Origin of the sequence: Myxococcus dinghuensis (assembly GCF_024198235.1) — a bacterium.
GTDB classification, from domain to species: Bacteria; Myxococcota; Myxococcia; order Myxococcales; family Myxococcaceae; genus Myxococcus; species Myxococcus dinghuensis.
In genome coordinates, this window is the sequence record NZ_JAKCFB010000044.1 from 1 (window position 1) to 22,670 (window position 22,670).

General features: G+C 63.0%; 20 protein-coding genes and 1 pseudogene. 12 read left to right on the top strand and 9 right to left on the bottom strand.

Going from position 1 to position 22,670, the window contains the following annotated elements; all coding sequences use genetic code 11:
- The first annotated feature begins 264 nt into the window (after window positions 1–264).
- Together LZ198_RS35695 and LZ198_RS35700 are read left to right on the top strand one after the other, a co-directional pair.
- Window positions 265–549, top strand: coding sequence for a transposase (locus LZ198_RS35695; protein ID WP_253976672.1), 285 nt, complete (start codon window positions 265–267; stop codon window positions 547–549).
- A gap of 359 nt (window positions 550–908) precedes the next feature.
- Window positions 909–2,999: an ATP-binding protein gene (locus LZ198_RS35700; RefSeq protein ID WP_253976609.1), complete on the top strand. Its 2,091-nt coding sequence runs from the start codon at window positions 909–911 to the stop codon at window positions 2,997–2,999.
- A gap of 1,501 nt (window positions 3,000–4,500) precedes the next feature.
- On the opposite strand, the gene LZ198_RS35705 is transcribed toward LZ198_RS35700, so the two are convergent.
- Window positions 4,501–5,067: a hypothetical protein gene (locus tag LZ198_RS35705; RefSeq protein ID WP_253976610.1), complete on the bottom strand. Its 567-nt coding sequence runs from the start codon at window positions 5,065–5,067 to the stop codon at window positions 4,501–4,503.
- Complete coding sequence (locus LZ198_RS35710) at window positions 5,064–6,287, bottom strand: AAA family ATPase (protein WP_253976611.1); 1,224 nt, start codon at window positions 6,285–6,287, stop codon at window positions 5,064–5,066. Before LZ198_RS35710 ends, LZ198_RS35705 begins: the two co-directional genes overlap by 4 nt.
- Window positions 6,288–6,807: 520 nt before the next feature.
- Between LZ198_RS35710 and LZ198_RS35715 the strand changes: the two genes are divergently transcribed.
- From LZ198_RS35715 to LZ198_RS35725, 3 genes are all read left to right on the top strand, one after another.
- The gene (locus LZ198_RS35715) at window positions 6,808–6,981 is read left to right on the top strand and encodes a hypothetical protein (protein ID WP_253976612.1); all 174 of its coding nucleotides are present in this window, start codon (window positions 6,808–6,810) and stop codon (window positions 6,979–6,981) included.
- A gap of 323 nt (window positions 6,982–7,304) precedes the next feature.
- On the top strand, window positions 7,305–7,898 hold the full coding sequence (locus tag LZ198_RS35720) for a class I SAM-dependent methyltransferase (RefSeq protein ID WP_253976673.1): 594 nt from the start codon (window positions 7,305–7,307) through the stop codon (window positions 7,896–7,898).
- Window positions 7,899–8,809: 911 nt separating this feature from the next.
- On the top strand, window positions 8,810–10,345 hold the full coding sequence (locus LZ198_RS35725) for a hypothetical protein (protein WP_253976613.1): 1,536 nt from the start codon (window positions 8,810–8,812) through the stop codon (window positions 10,343–10,345).
- Between the two features lie 219 nt (window positions 10,346–10,564).
- On the opposite strand, the gene LZ198_RS35730 is transcribed toward LZ198_RS35725, so the two are convergent.
- The gene (locus LZ198_RS35730) at window positions 10,565–11,032 is read right to left on the bottom strand and encodes a DUF6998 domain-containing protein (protein WP_253976614.1); all 468 of its coding nucleotides are present in this window, start codon (window positions 11,030–11,032) and stop codon (window positions 10,565–10,567) included.
- A gap of 335 nt (window positions 11,033–11,367) precedes the next feature.
- On the opposite strand from LZ198_RS35730, the gene LZ198_RS35735 reads away from it, so the two are divergent.
- From LZ198_RS35735 to LZ198_RS35745, 3 genes are all read left to right on the top strand, one after another.
- Window positions 11,368–11,646, top strand: coding sequence for a hypothetical protein (locus LZ198_RS35735; protein WP_253976615.1), 279 nt, complete (start codon window positions 11,368–11,370; stop codon window positions 11,644–11,646).
- A gap of 179 nt (window positions 11,647–11,825) precedes the next feature.
- Entirely contained in the window at window positions 11,826–12,380 is a 555-nt protein-coding gene (locus tag LZ198_RS35740; RefSeq protein WP_253976616.1) for a CAP domain-containing protein, read from the top strand.
- Window positions 12,381–12,604: 224 nt separating this feature from the next.
- A complete protein-coding gene (locus tag LZ198_RS35745; protein WP_253976617.1) occupies window positions 12,605–13,126 on the top strand; it encodes a hypothetical protein in 522 nt (173 codons plus the stop codon).
- A 64-nt stretch (window positions 13,127–13,190) separates the two neighbouring features.
- Here LZ198_RS35745 and LZ198_RS35750 read toward each other — a convergent pair whose 3' ends face one another.
- Window positions 13,191–13,637 carry a hypothetical protein gene (locus LZ198_RS35750; RefSeq protein WP_253976618.1) on the bottom strand — a complete coding sequence of 149 codons (447 nt, stop codon included), beginning with the start codon at window positions 13,635–13,637 and terminating at the stop codon, window positions 13,191–13,193.
- A gap of 414 nt (window positions 13,638–14,051) precedes the next feature.
- On the opposite strand from LZ198_RS35750, the gene LZ198_RS35755 reads away from it, so the two are divergent.
- From LZ198_RS35755 to LZ198_RS35770, 4 genes and pseudogenes are all read left to right on the top strand, one after another.
- Entirely contained in the window at window positions 14,052–14,627 is a 576-nt protein-coding gene (locus LZ198_RS35755) for an RDD family protein (protein WP_253976619.1), read from the top strand.
- A 195-nt stretch (window positions 14,628–14,822) separates the two neighbouring features.
- A pseudogene (locus LZ198_RS35760) lies at window positions 14,823–15,107 on the top strand (HEAT repeat domain-containing protein); the annotation flags it as partial.
- A 78-nt stretch (window positions 15,108–15,185) separates the two neighbouring features.
- Window positions 15,186–16,586 (top strand): HEAT repeat domain-containing protein, encoded by a 1,401-nt coding sequence (locus tag LZ198_RS35765; RefSeq protein WP_253976674.1) that lies wholly within the window; start codon window positions 15,186–15,188, stop codon window positions 16,584–16,586.
- 915 nt (window positions 16,587–17,501) lie between these two features.
- The gene (locus LZ198_RS35770; RefSeq protein ID WP_253976620.1) at window positions 17,502–19,139 is read left to right on the top strand and encodes a hypothetical protein; all 1,638 of its coding nucleotides are present in this window, start codon (window positions 17,502–17,504) and stop codon (window positions 19,137–19,139) included.
- Between the two features lie 359 nt (window positions 19,140–19,498).
- Here the strand turns inward: LZ198_RS35770 and LZ198_RS35775 are convergent, their stop codons facing one another.
- The 5 genes from LZ198_RS35775 to LZ198_RS35795 all read right to left on the bottom strand — a co-directional run bounded on the left by LZ198_RS35775 (window position 19,499) and on the right by LZ198_RS35795 (window position 22,636).
- Window positions 19,499–19,729: a hypothetical protein gene (locus LZ198_RS35775; RefSeq protein ID WP_323383250.1), complete on the bottom strand. Its 231-nt coding sequence runs from the start codon at window positions 19,727–19,729 to the stop codon at window positions 19,499–19,501.
- A 5-nt stretch (window positions 19,730–19,734) separates the two neighbouring features.
- Window positions 19,735–20,124, bottom strand: a complete 390-nt coding sequence (locus tag LZ198_RS35780) for a gamma-glutamylcyclotransferase family protein (RefSeq protein ID WP_253976622.1) — start codon at window positions 20,122–20,124, stop codon at window positions 19,735–19,737.
- On the bottom strand, window positions 20,121–20,561 hold the full coding sequence (locus LZ198_RS35785) for a gamma-glutamylcyclotransferase family protein (protein WP_253976623.1): 441 nt from the start codon (window positions 20,559–20,561) through the stop codon (window positions 20,121–20,123). Before LZ198_RS35785 ends, LZ198_RS35780 begins: the two co-directional genes overlap by 4 nt.
- A 525-nt stretch (window positions 20,562–21,086) precedes the next feature.
- On the bottom strand, window positions 21,087–22,052 hold the full coding sequence (locus LZ198_RS35790; RefSeq protein WP_253976624.1) for an amidoligase family protein: 966 nt from the start codon (window positions 22,050–22,052) through the stop codon (window positions 21,087–21,089).
- A gap of 245 nt (window positions 22,053–22,297) precedes the next feature.
- Window positions 22,298–22,636, bottom strand: a complete 339-nt coding sequence (locus LZ198_RS35795) for a hypothetical protein (RefSeq protein WP_253976625.1) — start codon at window positions 22,634–22,636, stop codon at window positions 22,298–22,300.
- Window positions 22,637–22,670: the final 34 nt, after the last annotated feature.

Here is a 22,670-nt window from a genome sequence, read left to right on the forward strand (position 1 = left end):
GCACCAAGGGGGCCTTGGAGTTGCGGTCCGCCGAGTCCGCAGGGTAGGAGTCCTCCTGTCTCGGCCCTCTCTCTTTGGCCGGTTTTGACGGGACCCTCTTTGGCCGGTTTTCACCTGACCATTGAGGCGACGGAAGAATGGACGAAGCAGCAGTTGCGAGAGGCCTTTCCCTGGGCCAGTGCTCCGAGGTACTTGCACCGAGATAGGGACAAGCTCTACTCCGAGGGCGTTCGCGCCACGCTTACCCATTTGGGGATTCGCGAGGTGCCGAGTGCCGCACGGTGTCCGTGGCAGAATCCCTATGCGGAGAGAGTCATCGGCTCGATACGTAGAGAGCTGCTGGACCATGTCGTCGTCCTGAACGAAGCCCACGCTCGGCGCCTGCTGCGCGAGTACCAGCGCTACTACAATGTGAGCCGGACGCACCTGTCGCTCGGGAAAGATGCGCCCGAGACGCGTGAGGTGCAGGGGCCGGAGCGCGGAGCCAAGGTGATAGAGCTACGGGAAGTCTTCGGGCTCCACCACCGGTACGAGCGCCGCGCTGCGTAGAGTCTCGGTCCTTCCAACAACACCCTCATAGACCCGCACGTGCTGCACTCAGCCTACCTGCGTTCGCAGGAAGGGGGGAGTGTCCACACGCAGGCAGAGAGAGGTGTTGAGGCGTCTGCGCCGGGCGTAATTCCGACCTCTATCAACTGGAAGAGAGGACCCAGCGGCTCGTCATGCGCATCGCTCACGTCATGACGCGCGTTTTGACGCAGCCTTGACGCACTCATGACGCAGCGACTGAATTTTGGGTAGGCACAAGGTACAGCCACTCCTGCGGTCACGTCTGCGTCGCAGAAATGTAGGGCACTGTGGACATCCACGCCCGTGGCTGCTCTGCCGCTTTATCTCCTCGTTGCTCCGTGGTGCTCTATGTCCCCAATGTGGTAAGTGAACGAAACTCGGAGGAGTTCTTGACTAATCACGCCGCCGCAATCGAAAAGGCTTCTACTCTGGATTTGAATGAATCGTGGGATCCGCTTGCAACTGAGAGCGATCCCGGACTTGTCGTAGCAGCCCAGCGGCGTGAAATTCACAACATCCTTAAAAGCTACACAGGTTATTATGACCTTTTCGCTGAGCTTATCCAGAATGCTCTCGACGCGGTTGATAGACGCAGACGTGAGTTGGCCGACAAGGTCGCCTACCATCCGGAAATACGCATCAATATCAATATGAAGCAGCCGAGTGTAACCGTCGTTGATAATGGCTGCGGAATGGACCTTCAGCAGTTTCGGCAGTTTATGAAGCCGAACCTTTCCTTTAAGGACGGCTCAACCAACCGAGGCAGCAAGGGGGTTGGTGCCACCTTCCTGGCCTATGGCTTCAATTACCTAGCTGCAGCTACGACTCGAAACAATGTAACCCATTATGGCGTTTTAGAGGGCGGTCGCACTTGGGTTGATGATAAAACAGCGACTATTCCTCGGCCCAAGGTTGCTCCAGTCAAGGCATGGGACTCAATCTTTGATGGCATCGAGCATGGCAGTTTCATGCAAGTCCGGCTGAATGGACCCAATATTAGGCCCAAAGATCTAAACTGGCTAGGAGCGAACACGGCCAGCCAGTGGCTGTCGGTTCTTCGGGTTACAACTCCACTTGGGGGAGTCTATTTGGGTGAGGAATCGCCCAAAGTCAAAATCCAGATCCACGTCATAGACTCTGCTGGAAACTCGTCGACAGAGACGCTCGACAAGCCGGACTATATTTACCCTCACAAGGTTCTCGGGAAGGCTGCTGACCTCAGAGAGTATCTGGAGGACAGAAATAAACGGGCAGCCAAGAATCTTGATGTGTCGAAAATTCCAGCCAAGTTCTCACAGCAAAACGGAATCTGGGGTGAGTGGAGTGGCGAAGACATCCTCAAGGACCAGAGCCCACTAAAACCCCGGCTAGATGAAGACGAGAAAGCGCTGATCTCGGAACTCGGACTGAGACTTTACTGCTACGTAGGATTCTCCACGGAGCTATGGGATGCATTCAATGATGCTCAATTGAAGCTTCGCAAGGGTCTCCGTCTACTGCGAGGAGGGCTCCAGCTTGCGACACGGAACATGCCGCAGGGGATGCCAATTCCGATTCCTATGACAAACAATATTGGGTTTCAGAATATTGCCCATGTGATTGTGCATTTTGATAATGCCGAACCCGATCTTGGTCGAAAGGGATTTCAGCCAGAGCATACGCAACTGGCTGGGAAGCTGGCCGTGTCTGCAGTTACCGCATTCAGAAAGTTCTTCGACAAGATGGTCCGAAAGAGCACTGGCGTTCCAGCCTTGCAGGCTCAGATGAAGCTTGAGCAGTGGATTGACGACCAGAAGGAGCACGAGAAGAAGTTTCCGCTCACGATCAAGGGCACAGGTCTTTTTGCGCCGACGGAGGAACTCCCGATCAGGTCTCTCCCGCAGGTAGAGCAAGACGTCGTTGCTCTGTTCAACCAGATGCTTTCCTCCGGCTTGGTCCGCGGGATGCAGTTGCTGGCCTCAAGTCAGTTTGAGCAATATGACGGCCTGTTTCGCGTTTTGATGCAGCCTCCCGTTGAGCGATACATTCGTTCCGAAACGAATCCTCTTGGTGTTGATGCTGAGCTTTTTGCTGGAGCTGATGAGATCAAGGCTGCTGTCGCGGTGCTTGAATATAAATACTGTCTCAATGCGCTGGTTGAGGATTTTCAGACCGGCGTTAAGAGTGTGAATGATGTTAAGCTTGTTGTCGTGTGGGAGATGGGGGAAAGGTGGCGTGAGGACTTTAGGATTCTCTCGTATCTCGATGATGACAATGTGCACCATCGCCAGTATCACGGCCTAACCCATCAGTTCTTTCATACTACGTCGGGCCTACCTGCGTTTGCGGCTGTTGTCCTGAGCGACCTGGTGAGCTATCTCACAAACGCGAAGGCAGAGACTGCCCGACAAAAGCAAATGTACGGTGACACCATCGACCTGGCGGACTGACGAGCGAGACGGACTAACAGCTCATAATGATAGTCAGGCCTGGGGTGGTCGCAGACAAGGACCATCCTCAGCCCGGTTCGATCCTACGAGCGCTAAATCTCACCGAACTTTGCGCGGGCAAACTGGAGGGCTCGGTGCAAGGGAGGGCGAACGCGGGTGAATCCTCGGTGCTGCCTTCTCTGCCCAGGAGGCCCGAGCGGGCATGAGCAGTGATGCAGAGCAGGGGGCTGTGTCGGCCGATGACTCGGCCAAGAGCTTCTGAGCGTCGTCTCGGAGAGTTTGCGCGCGCGACGAAATCAGGAGTACCCAGTAAGGACTGGGGGCGTTTCGCTCTCTCGGTTAACAGAAGCGAAGGGCCGGTCTGGCCTCAAAAGGCTTCGGACCGTCTTGGAGCCAGGGAAGCGAAGTAACCCTGGAAGGTACGACATCGAAAGCTCTGGATTATTAGAATCGGTCGCCCGCGGTGGTTAACAGAACTGTTAACCACTCTCGGCCTTTCTCTCCCCGGAACGGGTGAAAGAGCGGTCCAGAGAGCCCAATCGGCGGCGGAGGAGAGGGGGCATCTCGCTCTGCGGGATAGAGCGCCGAGAGCGCCCTCTTCGTCACCGCGAGCCAGAATCCCTTGTGATTCAAGGGCTTAAGCACGAAGGCCCCGCGATATCATCGCGAGGCCCTTGTTAAACAAAAAGGGCCCTACCGGTTGGTAGGGCCCTTCAAGTAGCTCCCCGAATGAAGCCCTGCGCGAACTCGTTCTCGGCTTTTCTCTGAGAGGACTCAAACTCTCTGAGTGCCGAAAGGCGAGTAATATCCAGCGGTTTCAAAGAGGGGGCTGGGCGAGCCCTTCAATCGGGGGCCGAATGAATGTCCGCAAACTACACGGTGGGTGACCTCCCGTCCATGGTCTTGATCCTCTTGGCGCCCGCTTCACAAGGAGTGCGTGGCGGGGACGCGCGTGGGCTCGCGGGCGACGCGCTAAGGTGGGTGAAAGTCGCATGTTTCGAGGCGCGCGCGGAACCTGGGATGAGAGAGGCTCTGTTCTGGGGCTCCCGTGGCCCGTCGAGTCCACGGCCTGCTCGAGAAACCTCCGTAGGCGCTATCGAGCTAGGCCGTGCGCAGCGACAGCTTGGCGCGCTCCGATACCGCGTCCACAGTGCTCCGCCACACTCGTTGCCGTCATAGGGATTCACCGGCCCCTGCGCGCGCCTCGACGAGTTCGTGATGCGGCGAACGAATCTCGGACTGGGCATATCCGCAGAGGCATCCATCCCTTGGGTGTGGTGGCCTTGTGGGGTTTGCCGCGCCTGTAGTTGGTGCGCGGGAGCCCCAAATAGGTCGGCCCGGTGGATGTCCGTCGAGAGGTCGTAGGCGATTGCGCGAGGCCGTCCAACTCCGAGGTGCTTCGGACTCCATGTGGCGAGTTCAATCTCCGGGCGCTACGCGCTTGCTGCTTCGCTGAACAGCCAGAAGCCAGAAGCGCCCGAATGGTTCGCGAAACTTCACATCAGGCAGGGTTCGCGGCAAGGACGCTCTTAATCTTATCCCGGAGATCTTTCAGCTCCGGGCAAACAGTCAATAAGCCGTTCCACTGACTTCCAATCGCGCGCATAGCCCGCTTTCGTCCGCGGCCAAGCTCAGTGGACCAGCCCTTCTTCTGGAGGAAGGGTTCGGCAAACGCCTCCTTCGGATCGCAATGCTCACGAACTTCGCTGAATCCGGTTTCCACCTCCGCGCGATGCAGGGCGAGCATCCACACTTCTAGCTCCTGAACTGCCAGTCCAAAGATGAGCTTCCCCGAAAGTTCTTTCTCGCGGTCCGCAGCGCGCTGCTCACTTTTAAAACGGTTGCAGTCGCGGTCCACCAACAGGATGAAAAGCTCCTCCATTGGATTGTCGGCGACGATATCGCCGAGGATTTTTGAATCGAGCGCTTCATCGATGCCTCGCAAATGGGGGTCGGTGAGTACGTCGACCCGCGCTTTGCGGCCGAGATCGGAGAATAGGTGCTCGATGATCGGTTTGGCGATGTACTGGTCGAGCGTGGGATCTTCAACGACGATGAGAACTTTCACAGCGCACGCTCCATCCACTTCGTCGTCATGAGGTATTCAAATCCCCTGCGTTTGAGGACCTCTCGGAAGTGGGGAAGAGCAACTGCGCGGCGTACAACCGTTCTTTGGTCGTCTTCAGCTCTCCCGAACACGCTGACCCCGTTCAGCCCGCCTTCAGAGAGTGCATCGAGCAGCGGTGGAGAGTGGGTGGTGGCGATGACCTGCCGGTCGTTGGCACTCGTCTCGCTCTCAATCTTCTCCACCAGAAGGTGGGCGCGTGACGGGTGGAGTCCATTCTCGATCTCTTCGATGAGGAGGAGCGAGCCTGACGTCTGGGTTATGACAGCTACGAGTTCGCCAAGAAATCGAAGCGTGCCGTCGGACAGGCTGAGTGCCGAAATCTTGGTTCCGTCCTTTTCGACCAACCGAAAGAGAACGTAGTCCTCTTCGGTAACACTGAAGTCAATGTTCGCCACTGCAGGAGAGGTGAGCTCTGACAGCCAATCAAGGAGCGCAGTCTTGGTGTCCTCGTTCTGGCAGAGTCGATGAAGGACGGCCGAGATGTTCTGTCCATTGATGCCGAGTGACGTCGAACGCCGCGGCACGTAAGAGCGCATCCTTGATGGTAGGATGTCGAGAAATACCGAGCTTCTCATCGCGGTTTTGAGCTTTTCGCAAGTCTCAAGCACCTTCGGGTGCATAGCTGCTTCCGGGCGGATCTGCCCCAGCAAGCTTCGTGCTGAAGTGTAGGTGTGCGACAGCGCCCGCCCTCCGGAACCTTGCCGTTTGATGCCGACGTTGAGTGCGCCACCTGGAGCTAATCCTCCGCCGGCCCCCAGTGCAGGGGCGTGGGTGTCAAAGAGGTACGGTTCGTACCCTTCTGTGCGAAGCGACTCGCGCTCGACGCACGGCTCATCGCTCGTGCGGCAGGTGAGGCTGTGGTGGACAATCTCGTCGTCCAGCTTCCAGACAGTGGAGATGGTGAAGCTCGTGCTCGTCCCTCGTGCCGCCTCCTTCACTGCGCCGCGGATTCCCGGCCACATCTCTCGTTCGCCTTCGGTACGCCCACGGAGGACGTCCGACACGCTCTGGTCGAGTGCGACTCCCTGAAGGAACTTCAATGCATCGAACAGGTTGCTCTTGCCTGATGCGTTCGCGCCCACCAGCAGGTTGAATCCGACGAAGGAGACGGTCTCTTCGACAAAGCTCTTGAAGTTCTGTAGTTGGATCTGTTGCAGCACGGCCCGTTCCTCTCCAGAGTACCCACGAGTCTACACCACACCCTGAGAATGGCATCAGCTATAGGCGTACTGGCGCGTCGGGTGCGCTAGCTGGACACGCAGTTCTCTGCGGGAACTCTACCTGCTTGCTGGCGGTCCAGTCGTGACAGCTCTCTTGGAGCGAGGTTGGCCGCTCCTATCCGCGCGCGGCTGCCCGGACGCTGCGGAATGCTGGGATAGGTCAGTCGGCGGTCTCTCGGGGTGGACTCCAACGGCCCTGGCGTTGGGCGCAGGGGGAGGACCCGCGACCAGACGTGGTTGGAGGGCGCGCCGAGCAGCCGAGGCCCACTGTGCGCCTGGTTCACTGTTTTGACGCAGCGCGGCCTTGATGCGTTGATGTCCCAGCGACCGGATTCGGGACGGGCACGGGCCTCTCAATGCAAAGCGCGATCAGTCGTAGATCGTGTAGACTGGCTCCTTCCCAAACGCAGAGGAACAGATGCCAGCAAGCGAGTGGAAGCCAGCGGAACTGGACGTTCTGTTGAAGGCGCTCAAGACGTCCCATCTGGACGTGAAAGTGAAGCGCGCCTTGGCGCACGAGATTCGAAACCAGTGCCTCGGTGGCACGGGCTACGACCAAGCCATGGCGCAGTCGATCCTCAAGAAGCTTGGGTACGACGAGCTGCCGCCGCGCGAGAGCACTCAGGAGGAGTGACCCAGCGGCCTGGGGGCTCGACGGCGCAGCGCGCAAAGGACGGGCCCTCGCGTTTCATCTCGATGTGGAAGTGCCCGGAGGATTGGATCGGCGGAGAGAGGTTCCAGAACCTCAGCGCGATGCTTCGCTCTTGTTGATTCCGCACGGCTTCGACGCATGAAGGCGACGTCTTCCGCAGCCTGCTCGCTCCGGATGACGCGCGCGGGATGTAGTTACTGTCTGTGGGGCAGAGGCAGCCAATCGTGCATACTTAGACCATGAGCTACCTTGGATATGACACTCGGATCGATTGGCCGACGGGCGAACTCGCCGTCTTTCTGTCAATGCTCAAGCCTGGCCGCGCACTCGAACTCGGCGCGGGGCATGGTACAGAGGCAATTTTCTTAGCCAGTCACGGTTGGGAGGTAGTAGCAGTGGAGAGAAGCCGTGCAGCGGTTGAGGAATCACAGCGGAGAGTACAGCGGTTGAGTGGGGCTGTCCGTCGTCGTCTTACTTTGATTAAAGGAGATGCAACTACGTTCAGCGAGAGGTCTCCTGGCTCGTTCGATATGGTTGTAGAACGCTTGCTCTATCAGAACCTTTTCCGCAATGTGGATGCTGGCCAGCTCGCGTCAGCTAAAACCTACACGAAGAGACGCCGAGGATTGATTCTGGGCGCGGCATACGCACTGAAACAGAATGGATTTTTTGTCATGCGGACCCGAACTCGGATTGGCAGGTGGGGGCGGGTTGCGTTGTCGAATTCTATGGTGACAGCGCAGGATTTTAGATTGGCTGGGAAGTATTTCGATGTGGGTAACGAGGTTGGGTTTAGGTCTGTTGTGACGCCATGGAATGCTCGTGCGGCCAAGTTTGTGTCCTCCCATCTCGACTTGAGTGTCCTGGTGCTGCGTCGAAATGAGGAGCCGTGCCCCTGAATGCAGGGGTGGAGGCAGAGAGCCCATAGGCTCCTGCGAAGGCGTCCCTTGGCCCTCCTGAGTGCGTGGGACCGTCTGCATCGTTCCTGAGGTACGGCAGCAACCGCGCCGCGAAATTCCCGTCAGTCGTGGCGGTGACGCAGCGGCCGAGTTTTCGGGAGGCGCAATCATCCGCTGGAGGAGCGGCGGAGCTGTGAATGCCCTGGGGCTATGTCCACCGCTGACGCCTACCTCCCCTGGGGGATTGCCCCGGCCACGCTCCCGACGCCTACTGCTGTGGGAGGAGGCCCTCCATGCGGATGCGGCTGACGCAGGATGTGGAGCAGGAGGCCGACGGCCGGCGGGAGCTGACGGTGGAGGTCTCCGTTCACGAGCGGAGGGGCGGCGTCGCTGAGCTCCAGCCCGCGGGCGCTGAGTGGCGCGTGCGATGGTCGCGTGGGGCGGCGGACCTCAGCCGCCAGGGCAGCGGCACGGCCACGGTGCGGGTGACGGCGCCAGGGCTATACCGCATGCGAAGTGTCGCGAGTGCCTTGCGTGCCTGGTCTGGCCCGCGTCCACGGCCGCCGCGGGGGGGGGCGTAGGGCCAGCCGAGTCTGACTGCCGGGGCCTCGCTCGGTCCGGCACTGCCGCCGCTACAGCCACCAGATGAGGCACCCTTGTGTGGAGTGGGGACAGGGCCCGCGTCCGAACTCGAATCCCAGGCGGGGCCCGTAGGCGTTCCGAGGATGAATAAATCTCGGCAGCTCGCGGTCAGTTGGAGAGCTGGCAAGCAGGCGCAGTGATGCAGCCCCTCCTGGGCTTGGAGCTCGTTCGGGGGCTCCTTCGGCGCTTGTGGGCGAGTCGTGCGACGCTTTCGGGGGCTTGTTCCCAGAGATGGTCGCGCCGCTCAAACGAACTGGTCGGGGGAGTTCATGCTTACCGTTGCCGTACGCAAGGGGGGCGGGCAGATCCAGGTGGTGGATGCGCTAAGCCTCAAGGGACAATCCGAGGGCGCGGCGTTCTGTCCGAGCGAGGACTGCGGTCAACCCCTGGAGCCGGTCTCCGCATTCACGCGCGTCGGCAGCATCCCGGTACGCGCCTTCTTCCGGCACCAGCGAGGAACTGCCAAGCAGCGCCCCTGTTGGGGCGCCAAAGGCGAGGGAGGTCTGCACTTTGCCGCGAAGCTCCACCTCCGCGCGCAGCTCCAGGAGCTGTGCGAGAAGGGTGGGGCGCTCGTCGTGGAGCAGCCGTGCCTGCGATGCGCGGCAGGCCTATCGCACGAGGCCGTGCTCACCGAACCAGGCGATGCCATCCGCATTGAGCACTGGCTGGACCCTCGACGCACCCTGAAGCCGGATGCGGTCCTCCTGCGCGCAGGCGTTCCGCTCCTGTCGTTCGAAGTCCGGGCTGCTCACCCTTGCTCACCAAGGAAGATTGGTGCCCTCACGGTGGCTGGGGCGCAGATGGTTGAGGTGGATGCCTGGGCATTGCTGGGTACTGAGACCGCGCCAACGTGGCGCTTCTCCTCGCCCCTACCGTTGAAGCAGGCGGTACTGCCTGTGAGTCGGCAGCTTTGTGAGGGCTGTCAGGCGGCGAAGGACTATGAAGCTGCCTGCGCGAGGCAGGCTGAGGAGCGGAGGCAGCGCGCACGCGAAGTGGAAGAACAGCGTCAGGCGCAGCGTGCCCGCGAATGGAACGAGCAGCGTGCTCGCGACGCCGAGGCTCAGCGCGCTCGTGAGGCTGCGGCTCAGCGCGCTCACGAGGCCGAGGCTCAGCGCGGTCGGAAACAGGAGGAGGTTCACGACCTGGCTTCGCGGAACGCCGCGACGGGTTCAAGGTCTGCCGGGAGCGTCAGGATGAGCGCCCCACGACCAATCTCGCGTCCAGTGAGAATCTCCCCCTCAGTTGAGATTCTCGCCCACTGCATCGTCGACGTGTGTCGGCCCGACGGGGTACGAGATGAAGTCGAGCTTGTCCTCGAGCGTGAGATGGGCGCACAGCCGCGGGGGAGGTTGGTGGAATGCGACGCTCCAAAACTGCGGGGGGCGCAACCGGGGGTGCGGCACGAACGCCAACTCCTTGGTGATTGGACTGGGCGCGCTACGGAGGATCCGGACCTGCTCCTCAAAAAGGCGCGTGCTGCGGCCAGCGCTGCGTACAGGGCCGTGCGGGACTCAGGTTGCGTCATAGATACCTATGGTGGCTTTCGTTCTGGGGTCTCCAACGTGAGGCTGTGGCCGGATCCGAACTACTGGTGGGAGGCGCAGTCACAGCGTTGGGTTAGCGTGCAGTTGCGCGAGCTTCTCGCACGTGATTTCAAGATTTCGGAGAGCGCAGTCGAATCAATGCTGCCCTCGGAACATTTCCGTCGAGCGCTGGTCCGCCTCAGCACGCACAAGAAGGACCTCGTCGCCTATGAGGCGCTCGGCACTGCTAAATTCGCCGAATGGCTGGGTGAAAAAGGGTAGCCGAGTGGGCGTGCTCTGCCGTTGCAGTTTTGCCCTCCTTCATCACGAGCGCACACAGTTCTTGAGGAGACGTGGCCGTTGTCTCGGGGGGGACAGCCCCTGGCTCGCCGTGCCGCACCTCGCTGGCCCCGTGCGCGCCTCGCTCACTCGTCGTGACGCGCTACTGAACTGGCCTCGGCCCACCTTTGATCCGGTGATTCAGTTTGCGCTAGGCGCAGCCTATTTAAGGCACGCAGGAGGCTTCCAATGCTGACGTAGATGTTCCGGGATATGCTTGCTCCAGATCGGCGCTTTGCCCGCAATCGCCTTAAACTTCGCGATTGCAAGTGAACGTCCTTCATTGCGGCCTTTGGAGCCGGGCGCATCGAGGGCCGCAATCACCAATGCTCGTTCGGCTAAGTAGATGCTGTCAGCGTCAAAGCAGTCGTCGAGAAGGACAAGCAGGGCATAGTCCCAGGGGCCATTGGAGAAGCGCCCTGTTTGGCCTTCTGTAGCTCGACGACCTTTGATTTGAAAAGTGAAGCCGTTCTTCTTTGCGTCCATGCCGTGTTCTCGGGCTATCGTTAACTGAAGGCCAAGGATATTTGCGGCTTCGTACTCTGCAATTTCGCCCGTGACGCCGAGGGGCTTGCCGGTTGCTTCGTAATATTCGCGAGCTAGTGGTTTTACATCCTTCAGGATCGCCATAGCGTCTCTTCCCATGCCGGATGCTCCCTCTAAATGAGGCTGTACGGCGCCAGCTTAGGGAAGGGCCCATGGCTGTCAATGCAATCGATGCATCCTGGAAAACTGCTCACTTGGATTGACGCGTTGCATGGCGCACTCTTGACGCATCCACGACGAAGCGACTGAGTTCTTGGGATCCACAGCCGCGAGTGCGGCCCAGCGACGTGATGCGGCTGACGCGCTCGCGGACCAGCTCGAGGCGGGCTGCGTCGACGTCATGCTGCCGCACGTAGTCCTCATCGTGGAGGGGCCGGAGGTACCGCCCCTCCAGGCCGTCAGCGACAAGCAGCTCGCCTATGCGCGGGCTGTCCGCGCGAGTGCCGTCCATCCTCAGCACGGTGCTGGCGCGCGGTGCGAAGCTGCCACGCGCCAACGTCGAGGATCAGATGCCGATGCTCGTCGGCTGGGTGCAGAGCCACCTGCGTGTGAAGACGGAGAGCCGCTACTGGCTGGACGGCCAGGCGCGCGAGGACCCGGGTAGCGGCGTGTTGGCCGAAGCCTTCCGCAAGGCACGAGCCGCGAAGGAGGAGATGCCCGCGGACCTGCTTCTCCATATCGAGCTGGCGTGGCCATGAGCCTGACGATGATTTCGGACCTCCTCGCCGAGCGGGTACGCGCGATGCTTGCGCGCCTCGCTCACTCGTCTTGACGCAATGCCGCTCGTGGACTTGGTGTGCTCGTGATGCAGCGACCGAGTTTCGGGTAGGCACAGGGGGGTAGAGTGCGCATGCCCGTTCAACCCAGGGAGCATCTCGTGAAGCGGAATTCCTTGCTCTTCTTCGCCGCGTTCCTAGTGCTCTGCTTAGCACACGCCTTTGCGGCGGCGCCGACGTTGAAGCAGGAGACGCCGCCGACGACGAAGAAGAAGGAGCCCCCGGCATCATCGCGAAAGGACACTCGTGATGACAAGACGAAGGCCATCGAGGCTCACAATGAGTACCGAAAGAAGCATGGCGCGGAACCGCTGGTGTGGAACGATGAGATGGCGGACTTTGCGGAGGAGCACACGAAGGTATGCGACTTCAAGCATAGCACCGCCGACTGGGGGGAGAACATCGCCGAGGGCTACGAGGACGTTAATGATGCGTTCAATGCCTGGTACGATGAGGTAAATATTTACAAGGCCGGGAAGGAGGATTTCGACATGAAAACTGCGCACTTCACACAAATGGTATGGAAGGGCACGAAGGAGTTTGGTTGTTACAGCAGGAAGTGTCCGAGAGGTTATTACCTAGTCTGCGAATACAACCCGGCGGGGAACATCAAGGGGGAAAACGGTAAGCACTTCAAAGAGAACGTACAGCCCTAAGCGACGGTTCGTCCCACCGGAAGCTTCACTCTGTGGTGATGCGCAGGCCTATGGACGCTCGAAGGTCTGGCAGTTCATGCATCGCTCAGAATCGGAGCAAAACCCCTCCAGCGGAGACTGCAGCTCCTCAGGCTCAAACGCCGATAGACGTGTTTGAATGAGCTGATCTCCACTCGCTCCCCGACACGCCGCCCGCCCTGTTGCGCCAGCCCTGGCTGGTGGAAGTGAGGCACCCAGACGAGGGCGACCGCCTCTTCGGCGATACCCTCTCTCTGTCCGGGTACACCCTGGACGGCACCATGTACCTGCTGGGGCAGCTCGGCGATGGATGTTCCGTCCTCGCGTCCTGGCGGCCCCGGTGGACGGGCGAGGACTTGGAGGAGGGCCCTCGTCGGGAGCGCTCCCCGGTCATCGACGAGGGCCACACGCCGCCGCACGCTGCCTGGGCGCGGGAGGCCGCGCGCTACGCCGTCATCTTCGGTTTGCTCTTGGAGGCCGAGGGCTCACGGCTCGGAATCGAAGAGGCAGGTCAACGCGAGGCCCAGGAGGGCCTGCCGGTGCGAACCGTCTACCTGCGTGGCCCTGTGGCTGTCCCGGCGATCTCGCCCGAGGCTGGCCTCGGCGCAGTGGAGCGCCAGGCGCGTGGGTACCTCAAACGCCAGCGCCATGGGCCCTGGCTGTCCCTCGCCCGCTGGCAGTACGTCTCGAAGCGCTCCGCGTGGCGATGGGTGCGGCCGGCGTCGTAGGGGCGGCCCTGCTTGCTGCACATGCGCATTCGCCCCCTCCTGGTCGAACAGCGGAGAGGGCTGTTTATCTCGTCCGTCGAGCAGGGGCCTTCCATCGGGCCATGCGTCGAATGTGCGAGATCTCCTCGAGGAACTCCATCCGCGTGGGGTGGTCCCTGCGCAGAAGGCGCACGCGGCGCTCCGCCTCATCCAGCTTGCGGCGGGCCCTGTCTGCTTGGTCGGGAAACTGATTCGCCGTCATTGCGAAGAGGCAGGCCACGTGTGCTCGCCTTCCGACGGTGTCGTAGCCGAGCTTCGCGGTGCGGCGGAGCGCACGGCTGAATTCCTTCCACGTGCAGTCGCGCCCGTAGGCGCCCAGCAGGATGTCCTCGGCCGTCCTCCTCTTGAGGGTGAGGCGCTCCTTCGGCGTTTTGGCCGCGCGCAGCCAGGACAGCTGGTGTGCCAGGAACGTGCGCTCGAACTCCGCGAAGCTCGCCTTGGACAAGGAGAGATGGAGTCTGCCGCTCGCCATGAGACCAGCGGGCCTCCGCTCTGGTTGGGCGGTAGGACTGTCCCGCGGCACTGCTGGCGTCGTTCTCTGAGGATGCAGCGTCGGGGGCGGCGCTGGCATGGCAAGCTCCGTTCTCGGTAGGTGCTCTCAACCTAGCCTACCGGGACGAGCGCGATAGGAGGTACACCATCCGCTGGACCCTGGGCACCTCCTTGGAGCCGCCGCCCTGAAGTCGTGCGCTCCGGGACTCGTTCCTTGAGGGGGCGCCCTTCCAGGCGGCGGGATCAGCGTCGAGGAAACCAGCAGGTGGCGTGAGGGCTTCTGTGTAGGTCGAGTGTAATGGACCTATTGGGTTGCATTTGTGGGTGCAAGCCGGAATTTCTAGTCGAAGGAACTTGCTGCCTTGGGGCGGGCCTAGCTGTGCTGTGGCCCTCCATGTCCGACTTCCGCGAGGCCCTTGAATCGATTTCGGAGTCCCCATGCTCCGAGCATCCTGGCTTCTCCGCCGCCCTGGCCTGTACTCGTTGCGGCACCTTCATCTGTGCCTTCTGCGCCTCGTCCAGTGCGGGCCTGTGCCTTCGGTGCCTCCATGTAGCTCCGGAGCTGGCGCCGCGCAGGGCCCGGCTCGCGGCAAACCTTGTTGACGCCGCCGCGCTCGTCCTCCCGTCCCTGCTCCTGGGCGTCCTCCGGTGCCTGGCGCTGCCGGACGAGGCGCCGACGAAGGCTCCAGCCGTGTACATCCCGGCGCTTCTCGTGTTGTTCGTGCAGGCGGCTTTGATTCGAGACACGGGCGCGAGCCTCGGAAAGAGGCTCTTGGGGATTCGAGTCATCCGACGGGACGGCCTTCCGGCGGAAGTGTGGCGGATCGCCCTGCTGAGGAACGCGCTCCCGATGGCGCTCTGCGGCTACTGCGTCTGGTTCGGCCTCGTGGATGCGCTCTTCATCGTAGGGGAGGAGCGGCGATGCCTTCACGACTGGGTGGCAGGCACCCGCGTCGTGAAGGCACCTTGAGCGCAGTGCTCCTTCGCGGCGCGCCTGGCTGAAGCTTTGGGTTCGGAGTCCCTTCACAGCGAAGGGAGAAGGAGAGGCGATGACATGGGGAGAGAGGTGAAGTCGGGGCGTCCCCGCTGGCTGGCTGGGCTCGTGTGCGCGGTGATGGCGCTGTCGCTGGGGTGTGCCCGGCAGACATGGAGGCGGGACGACGTCATGACGTGGGAGGGCTGCTGCAAGGGGGCCGACGCGTGCCTTGCGCTCCTGCAGGATGTCCACGGCCCAGACACCGGGGCGCGATGGCTGCCGCCGGAGCAGGAGTGTGCTGCTTGGAAGCTAGGGCGAGAGGGGGAGGATGTCGTCCCTCGGCTGATTCCGTTGCTTCGCCATGCGGACCGTCGTGTCCGCGGCGGTGCGGCATGGGCTCTGGGGGCATTGGAAAAGAAGGCCAGCAAGGCCGTGCCCGCGCTCCTCGACGCCTATGAGCGGGAGCCCGATGGGAAGGCACTGAGCGCGCTCTCTTCGCTCGATGACGAGCGAGCAGCGCCCGCCATTCTGCGTCACCTCCTGGAGTCGCCCATGTCGACGCTGGAGCATCTCGGGCCTGCATTGGCCCCGGTGCTGGTGGAGGTGCTGGAGAATCCAGAGTCGAGCTGGGAGGAGCTGGTGCGGGTGCGCTACGTGCTCGCCCGGCGCGCCTCCACGCTCACGGAGAATTTCGTCCCGCGCCTGCGGACGCTCCTCGCGCGAGAGCTGGCGGAGCCCACCCTCCGGCGCCCGCCAGGGACGTCCTGCCCGGCAGCACCAGCGCCAGGCTGCGAGGCCATCTTCGACGCGTGTACCCCGCGAGCGGCCTACGTGGCGTCGGTGTTGGCGGCCTACGAGCGCCAAGGGGCGGAGGCCGCGCCCGAGGTGCTCCAGGCGCTACAGCGGGCGGACGTGCGCCTCACGCCCGTGGCGCTGCAGGCGCTGGTGGCCTTCGACAGCCCCGCTGCGGTGTCCTCCGTGCTCCAGCAGCTCGCCGTGCCGGAGTGCCGCGCTCGGGCCCTCACGAGCCTCGCGTCCCTGGGGCCGGTGGCGCGGCCAGCCGCGACGGAGCCGCTGCTGCGGCTGCTGGCCACGGGGAAGGAAAGGTGGGAGCGCGCGCGGGCGGCGGAGGCCCTTGGACGCCTGGGCGACCCAGCCGCCCTCAAGGCCCTGCGCCAGGCGGTGTACGAGCCGCACAGCGAAGTCCAGGCCGCGGCAGTCCGGGCGCTGGGCAGCTACACCTTCCGGGCCTATGCGCACGAGTTGGAGCCCCTGTTTCAGCAGGTGCTGACGACGCATGCTTCCCCTGTGGCGCGGAGCCACGCGAGGTGGGCGCTGCAGTCCCTCGCAGGCCAGGAGGTGCGGCCTGCGGACCCTTCCGAGCCCGCCAGTGTGCTTCCAGGGCGCGGCCTGGACTGGCAGATGTGCCAGGGCCCCACGTCCATCCAGTTGTACTGGGAGAAGCCGAAGACGCCCTCGCGAGAGGGGCCATGCGCAGCCGTACCTGACGTGGACTTCGCGTCCGTCCTCGAAGCGATGGGTGAGGCCTGCCTCGTCGGCCGGGACTTCGGGGAGTTTGGCGGCACGCTGGAAGTGCACGAGGCCGGGCGGGTGACGGTGCTGGAGGAGCCACACGCCAACCCCCTGCAGGCCGTGTGGGTGCACGGCACCCTCGTGGTGGTGGAGGGACTCGCACACCTGTTTGGCGGAGACGGGCGTCTGGTGCGTGTCGAGGCGTCCGAGGGGCGGTGGCGCGCCACGCCTTGGGTGGAACTCCCAGGAGCGCCGCTGGCACACGGGCTGGATAAAGAGGGGAACCTCGTGGTGGGGACGACAGACCAGCGACTCGATGAAGTCTTCTGTGGCCGGGCGGGTACGTCCGCGCCCGCCCATGTGCTGCGCGTCGCGGGGGACGGGCGCCTGGCCCCCGTCGGACCGGATGGACGGCCCTGACGCCACTGCTTAGGGAGAGGCGCCCGTCCTGGAGCAGGAGGGGCCTGGCGCGGGCAAGGGCGCTTCAGGCGCGCTCGGCTTCCGATGTGAGGTGACTTGCTTCCGGCTTTCCGGCAGGCGTCGGCGCCCCGAGCTGGAGGCGCCGTCCGCCCCTGCTACGAACAGCTTGGGTGAACCTGCTGCGATCCATTACCCCGGCCCATGACACCGTCACCTCGAACACGCCTTCCCCCAGGGCGGTAGCGTGGGGGGGCGGAGAGGCTGTGAACTCTGGTCGGCATCCAGTGTTCCTCGCGCAAAGTCTCCCTGCTTCATCGGCTTGCCGGTGGCGGAGTCCGTTACGTGCGCCGTGAAACGCTGGCACGTTGATGTGCCACCTTCCCGATGCGCTCTGGGTCGTCCCTGTTGTCTCCGTGGTGGCCATGGCCCGCTCCGACTGGGCGGAGCACGGGTGCCTGTGCCGGCGCGGCCTGCAACAGCATCTACATCACCAGTCCCTTCAGGTCGGCTCGCAGGTGCTGGAACCACCATCGAGGAGCGTCACGCTATCGGCAACGCATGGTCGACTCGTGGGGCAAGTTGTCACAGGCCGCCCTCCGCTTACGGCGTGGGCAGGTGAATGCCGTGGCAATTCACTGCGCCAGTCGCGGCCTCGCGTGGGCCAATATCCGGACGATGGACGTACAAACCAATCCCTCCTCGCTTCGCCCTATGGTGCTGTGGTTGCTGGCCTTTTGAGTGTTTGCGAACAGCTCGAATGTTGATGCGAAGACGGGGGCCAGGACGTGAATCGAAATGAGCGTGCTTCACGTCCTTGCTCTGGCTCAATGGCTGTGCGCGTCGGAGCGCATCGATATGGGGGGTAGAATGGGCAAGACAAGTAGATATGCTGGGTGGATAGTCCTTGCTGCGGCCATGGCCGCCTCGCAGGTGTCATGCTCGAAAAGCAGTAGGGACGGCAATGATTCGACCAGTCAAAATCAGACGAAGAGCGGCCCTGCGGACCAGGGGCCTGACTTTCCGCGTTTGACGGGAGGCGACAAGGCGCTTGGTGAGAAAGTTTTTCGCTTCGAGACCTTCGGTAATGAGGGTTTCTGGACGGACGCGGCGCGGCTGCCGGCCGGTATTGTGGCGGCGAAGCTTACTCCTGTGCAGGCCCTGCAGGCGGGCTTGAGCGTCAATGTGGATGCGCTCGACGCCGCAACGAAGACAGCCGTTGCAAACGAGTTGGCAAGTCAAGGAACCAGCGGCCCTTTGCTCAATGACCCAGCCACGACTCTCGCGCTCATCAATGCAAATGCGGTAATTGGAGTGGTGGTTAAAGATACAAATGGAGATGGCAAGTTGGATGTTGCAAGCGGCGATAAGGTTGGCGTGAGCTGCGCTTTGTGCCATGCCATTACTGACGGCTCGGTGGTGAAGTCTCCGAATAACCTCGGAGGAGGCTCCATCGGCAAGCAAGTCGACGGACTCACTCCGCACAATCTCAACGTCGGCGGCATCTTCGCGCTCTCCGCCAACACTCGCGCGTTCTTCCCCCTCCTCCAGGTGAAGCTCGCGGCCTTCGGGAATAAGTCCATCGGCCGGGCGCCTCCGGAGATGGGGCTGACCGCGACTTCCACAGAGGCGGACGCCGATGCCCTCACGGGCAACCCGGCCTTTTATCCTCTAGGGACTTTCGATGATGCCCCGGACGGCACGGGGGCACAGCAGCACATCGCTCCTTTCTTCAGGACGGACCTCGCGGCGCCATGGGGCACTCCCGGTGACATCGCCCGCCTCGAGAACTTCGACAACCTCGTCTACACGGTCTTGCTGGATCCGACGAGTCTCGTGACGCCGGAGGGCCGCGCGTTCCTCAGGGCCCTGCTCGGCGTGGATGCGGGTAACGAGTTGGCGGACTCGTACCTCACTATCCTCAAAGACACGCAGGTCAAGGGAAAGGGAGGCGTGGTAGGCGAGGGTTTCCCCTTCCTCAACGTGACGATGGTGTCGGCGGACAAGGTGGGAACGGAAGAGGCCCCCGTTGGCCTGCGCGTGGATGAGGACGCGCTGCGGAACCTGAACGCCTATACCGACAGCCTCCAGGCGCCACCGCCGCCGAAGGTCGACGCAGCCAAGGCCTCACGCGGTAAGGAGCAGTTCACCGCGCTTTGCACCAACTGCCACAACGTCGACCAGAACCGGCGAGTCCCGGCCTTCATCGTGCCGATGCAAACCATCTTCCCAGGCTACAGTCCGGTGGTGATTGAAACGCGCCCGGCGGAAGCGGGAGTACGTCCCATCGCATTCGACCCCATTCAGAATGACCCGAACTCCATCTTTGACGACAAGACGGTCGTCGTGGATGCCAGTCGTCGTGGAGCGGTACGTGGCTCCGCCATGCCGCTCCTATTCGACCTGGCGAGGAAGGACCGCTTCCTTCATGACAGTTCCGTTGTGGGGCTCACGTCGTTGCTGGACCCGGCACGGGGAGACAAAGCCCCACACTCCATCTACGTCTCGGATGCGACGCAGCGCGAAGATTTGGTGGAGTTCCTGAAGAGTCTGTAAACGCGGATCCCGTCGTCACGGCATGACGCTGTGCGCCGTGACGACGCCAGCCCCAGGGGCGCCCATATATCCTTAGGCAGGGGCTCACGAGTTCCTCGCTCGGGCACCAACTCCTCCTGTCCCAATAGGGCGACGCCAGGAGGGCTGACGTCTCCCGGCAGAGAGGTCGCCTCGTCCCAGTCAGGACGGTCTAGGGCTGTCGAACCTCTGACGGACGAGGCGAACGTAGTGGATTCCCTCGTCGTTTCCTGCCGGCATGACCATGCGACGGTGCGGGGTGTCGATTCCCAGGAAGGGTTTCTCAACATCCTGCTGGGCCGTATGGGCATGCCGTGAAAGGCATGCCATGCCAGCTTGGCTCACCCTCGCGTCGCCATTCCCTCGCGCAGCATCTCGTCCACGAGGGACGCGGCCTTCTCTTCGTCGGTAGTGCCCTGCACGCGCAGCGCGATGGACTCGATGCGCAGGGCATTGGCCACCACCCAGTCGATGTACTCGGACAGGGACAGGCGCTCCACGCCGAAGGCGATGTCCTGCATGGCGCGGACGATTTGGACGGGCGTGCCCTGGAAGACGCGCTCGTCACGGATGGTGATTACCATGGCTTCCTCTCCTTCAGCTGTGCGCGCCAGCTGCCGGATGCGATGATGAGACACCCCGCAAGCCGCGCCTTGGGAAACAGGTATGCCTCGACGTGTGAGCCGCAGTCGAGGGTAATGGGACTGCGTTGGTAGAAGTGAGGGTGGCCCTCGAGCCTGTCGAGCGCCGCCAGCATGAGAGCGTCGACTTCGTACACTTCCCCTTCGACAGCGTGCTTGCCCCCGGAGGCGAGGGTGGGGAAGAACCCGTAGTCGTAGAGGGTAAAGCGGGGAAGCGTCCGCGCAGGGCCGACGAGGCGTGCGCCGCTCAGGAGCCGGTGATTCGGCTCGCCAGAAAGCAGCGTGCCGTAGACGAAGACACGCGTTGAGGTTGAGTCGCGCTTCACGCCGCACCTCCCAGGGCGCCCGAGAGGGCGGCGCGGTTGAAGCCCAAGCGCCCGTAGGCGTGCCAGAGGACGAGGAAGTAGCGGGCGGCGGGTGGCCAGGATTCGAAGCTTGCCTCGGGCTGCAGGTACACCAGCGCACGACGGCGGTGGCCAGCTCTGTCCGTCACCAGTCGGGTGGCGCGCTGGTATGCGAAGGGGTGCCCCTCGAAGGCGTCGAGGGCGCGCAAGTCCTCGGGGGTGAGGCGGTACAGCACCCCCTCGACGCGGGCGCCGCGCACGCGCTGGAGGCTGGCGACGGCGCCTCCCCAGCGGCGGCTGTATCCGCCAAACACCAGGGTGTGGCCGGGAAGGGTGGCCCGGGCTTCGACGGTGGCGCCGGGGCAGCGTCCGCGCATCTGGGCCCTGTCGAGGTTGGAGCCGTAGGCGAAGTAGAGCATGCGGTTCTCGCATTCGAGGCGGGCGCAGCCCGCCGTTGTTGGTTCTGATTCAAGCCCAAGCACGAGGAGTTGCTCCTCGGAGAGTTGCCTCTTCATGCCTAGTCCGAAGCGTCATCCCGAGGAGACGCTGCCTCCTTGGCCAGTTTGAGGATCTCCACCGCTTCAAGGGCACGGGCGCGCCTGTGTGCGAGCCGGGTGCCGCGGACGTGGACCTTGCGAGAAAGACGTCCGCAGTAGCTTTTGGTGGGGTACCTGCCGTGCGATGGGCAGCAGCCCCATCGGCAGTTGCTCCGGTCCTTCCGGTTGATTCCGTATGCTTTCATCGGTGCGTCTCTTGTGTTGGCGAGGGGCACCCGCCCTTCGCGAAAGACATACACGCTCTGGTTCGCCATCGAAGCAAGCGCTGTCTGAGGGAGGAGCGCGAGGACCGCAGGATGGTGCGGGCCCGGTGGCCGGGCTCCTTCCTCGGGCTCTGGCGCCAGCGCAGGCGGGCACCAGGGCTTCGTGGCGCCCGCTACGGCCCCGTCACGCGGCGGCGCGGGCTTCGGTGGGCGTGTTGCCCGGGGCGGCCCCTGCGTCGCCCTGCGAGCCCTCGCTGCCGGGCGAGCCGTCCTCCCCTCCACCCGAGCCGCGCCGGTCGCGGCGCTGGCCCTTCCATGCGGCGCTGCCCTCCAGCTTCTTGAGGAGGTGGAGGCGGGCCGTCTTGAACTCCTCGCCAATCAGGCCCAGGTGCAGGAGGAACACCCGGAAGTCGTACTTGGCAGTGGCGGGGTTGAAGTCGCGGCGCTTGCTGGACGCGGCCTTGGAGGCCAGGGCGCGGGCGGCGAGGGCCAGCACCAGTTGGACGTAGGCCTTCACCTCGCCCGCGTGCACCGAGCCGTTGAAGTACCGGAATTCGATGGTGCCCCGGAAGAAGAGGCTGTTGAGGTTGAGGCCATGGTAGCGGCTCTGGTCGTAGCGGTCGGGCATGTTGATGCGGCGCCCGTACCAAGCCGCGTTGACGTCCTGCAGGGTGCGCGGGCGGCGGGCCTCCAGGCGCTGGAGGAAGGCTGCGTCGATGGGCTTGCAGTACCGGGCCAGTCGTGTGGCGCTCACCCCGAGGGCCGTCTCCAGGAGGCGCTCCTGCTTATGCACCATCTTCACGAGGTTGGTGACGCTCTGCGCGTCGAAGCGGCTGCCGTCGACGTGGATGTGGATACCGGTGGAGGTGTCGGCGTAGGCACCGGCCTCGCGGGCGGCGCGCACCACCGCCTGCAGCGTCTCCATGTCCTCGTAGGTGAGGACCGGGGAAACGATTTCGCCGCTGTACATGCCCCCGCTGAGGGAGGCGTCGGGCACCACCCTCCAGATGCGGCCCCGTGAGTCCGTCACCCGGCAGCCACGGAAGTCGCTGGAGATGTGCCCGCCCACCGCATCTCGAATCGCGTGGGTCAGTTGCTGGCGGTCGGCGCCAACCGTCTCAATCTCAATTCCAAACCGGAGCGTCTTCATGGGTTTGCCTCTCGCATTCGCGCGGGGACTGGGCGCCCGTCGCGAAACGCATACACGCTCTGGTGCGCGAATGAGGCAAGTCCACATTGGTTCGTGGGTGCGTGAATTCCGGTGTCTGGAATGCTTGCGAGAAATCGCGGGGTTTTGAGCCGGCTCATGCAGGCTATTTCAATGTGTATGTGATTCGGGCCGGCCGAGAGGAGCGATGTCCGCGAAGTGCCCCGGCGCAGAGGGCGTCCCCCCGCTCAGCCCCTCAGCGTGTCGAGGAGCATCATCCCGCGCAGGGCCTCCGATTCGTCGCCTTCAGCCAGCTCCAGGTAAATGCGGCCATGGTTCGGCCCCACGCAGCAGTCGTTGTGAATGAGCCACCGCTCGTTGGCCGGGGTGTTCAGCTCGAGGTTGGCCGAGAAGGCATGAAGCAGCGCGCGTAACTGCCGGTGGGTGGCGCCGGCCGGAAGGAGGATGTCCAGTTGGGGCTGGGCCGTGCCGGCTTGGTTCTTGGTGAGGGCCAGGCTCATCCTGGCGCCGCTGAAATCAATCACCTTGACTGGGAAGACGTGAAAAGGAATGGCCGAGGCGCTCATGGTGGGTGTTCCTGTGGGGGTGGTGGGGTGGGTT

Coding starts and splice junctions, on each gene's coding strand:
- LZ198_RS35785 (WP_253976623.1), bottom strand. CDS start 20,561: ATGCTCTACTTCGCCTACGGCTCCAACCTCGACAGGGCCCAGATGCGC.
- LZ198_RS35790 (WP_253976624.1), bottom strand. CDS start 22,052: ATGAAGACGCTCCGGTTTGGAATTGAGATTGAGACGGTTGGCGCCGAC.
- LZ198_RS35730 (WP_253976614.1), bottom strand. CDS start 11,032: ATGGCGATCCTGAAGGATGTAAAACCACTAGCTCGCGAATATTACGAA.
- LZ198_RS35720 (WP_253976673.1), top strand. CDS start 7,305: ATGCTCAAGCCTGGCCGCGCACTCGAACTCGGCGCGGGGCATGGTACA.
- LZ198_RS35735 (WP_253976615.1), top strand. CDS start 11,368: ATGCGCGGGCTGTCCGCGCGAGTGCCGTCCATCCTCAGCACGGTGCTG.
- LZ198_RS35755 (WP_253976619.1), top strand. CDS start 14,052: ATGTCCGACTTCCGCGAGGCCCTTGAATCGATTTCGGAGTCCCCATGC.
- LZ198_RS35750 (WP_253976618.1), bottom strand. CDS start 13,637: ATGGCGAGCGGCAGACTCCATCTCTCCTTGTCCAAGGCGAGCTTCGCG.
- LZ198_RS35765 (WP_253976674.1), top strand. CDS start 15,186: ATGTCGACGCTGGAGCATCTCGGGCCTGCATTGGCCCCGGTGCTGGTG.
- LZ198_RS35770 (WP_253976620.1), top strand. CDS start 17,502: ATGGCCGCCTCGCAGGTGTCATGCTCGAAAAGCAGTAGGGACGGCAAT.
- LZ198_RS35725 (WP_253976613.1), top strand. CDS start 8,810: ATGCTTACCGTTGCCGTACGCAAGGGGGGCGGGCAGATCCAGGTGGTG.
- LZ198_RS35795 (WP_253976625.1), bottom strand. CDS start 22,636: ATGAGCGCCTCGGCCATTCCTTTTCACGTCTTCCCAGTCAAGGTGATT.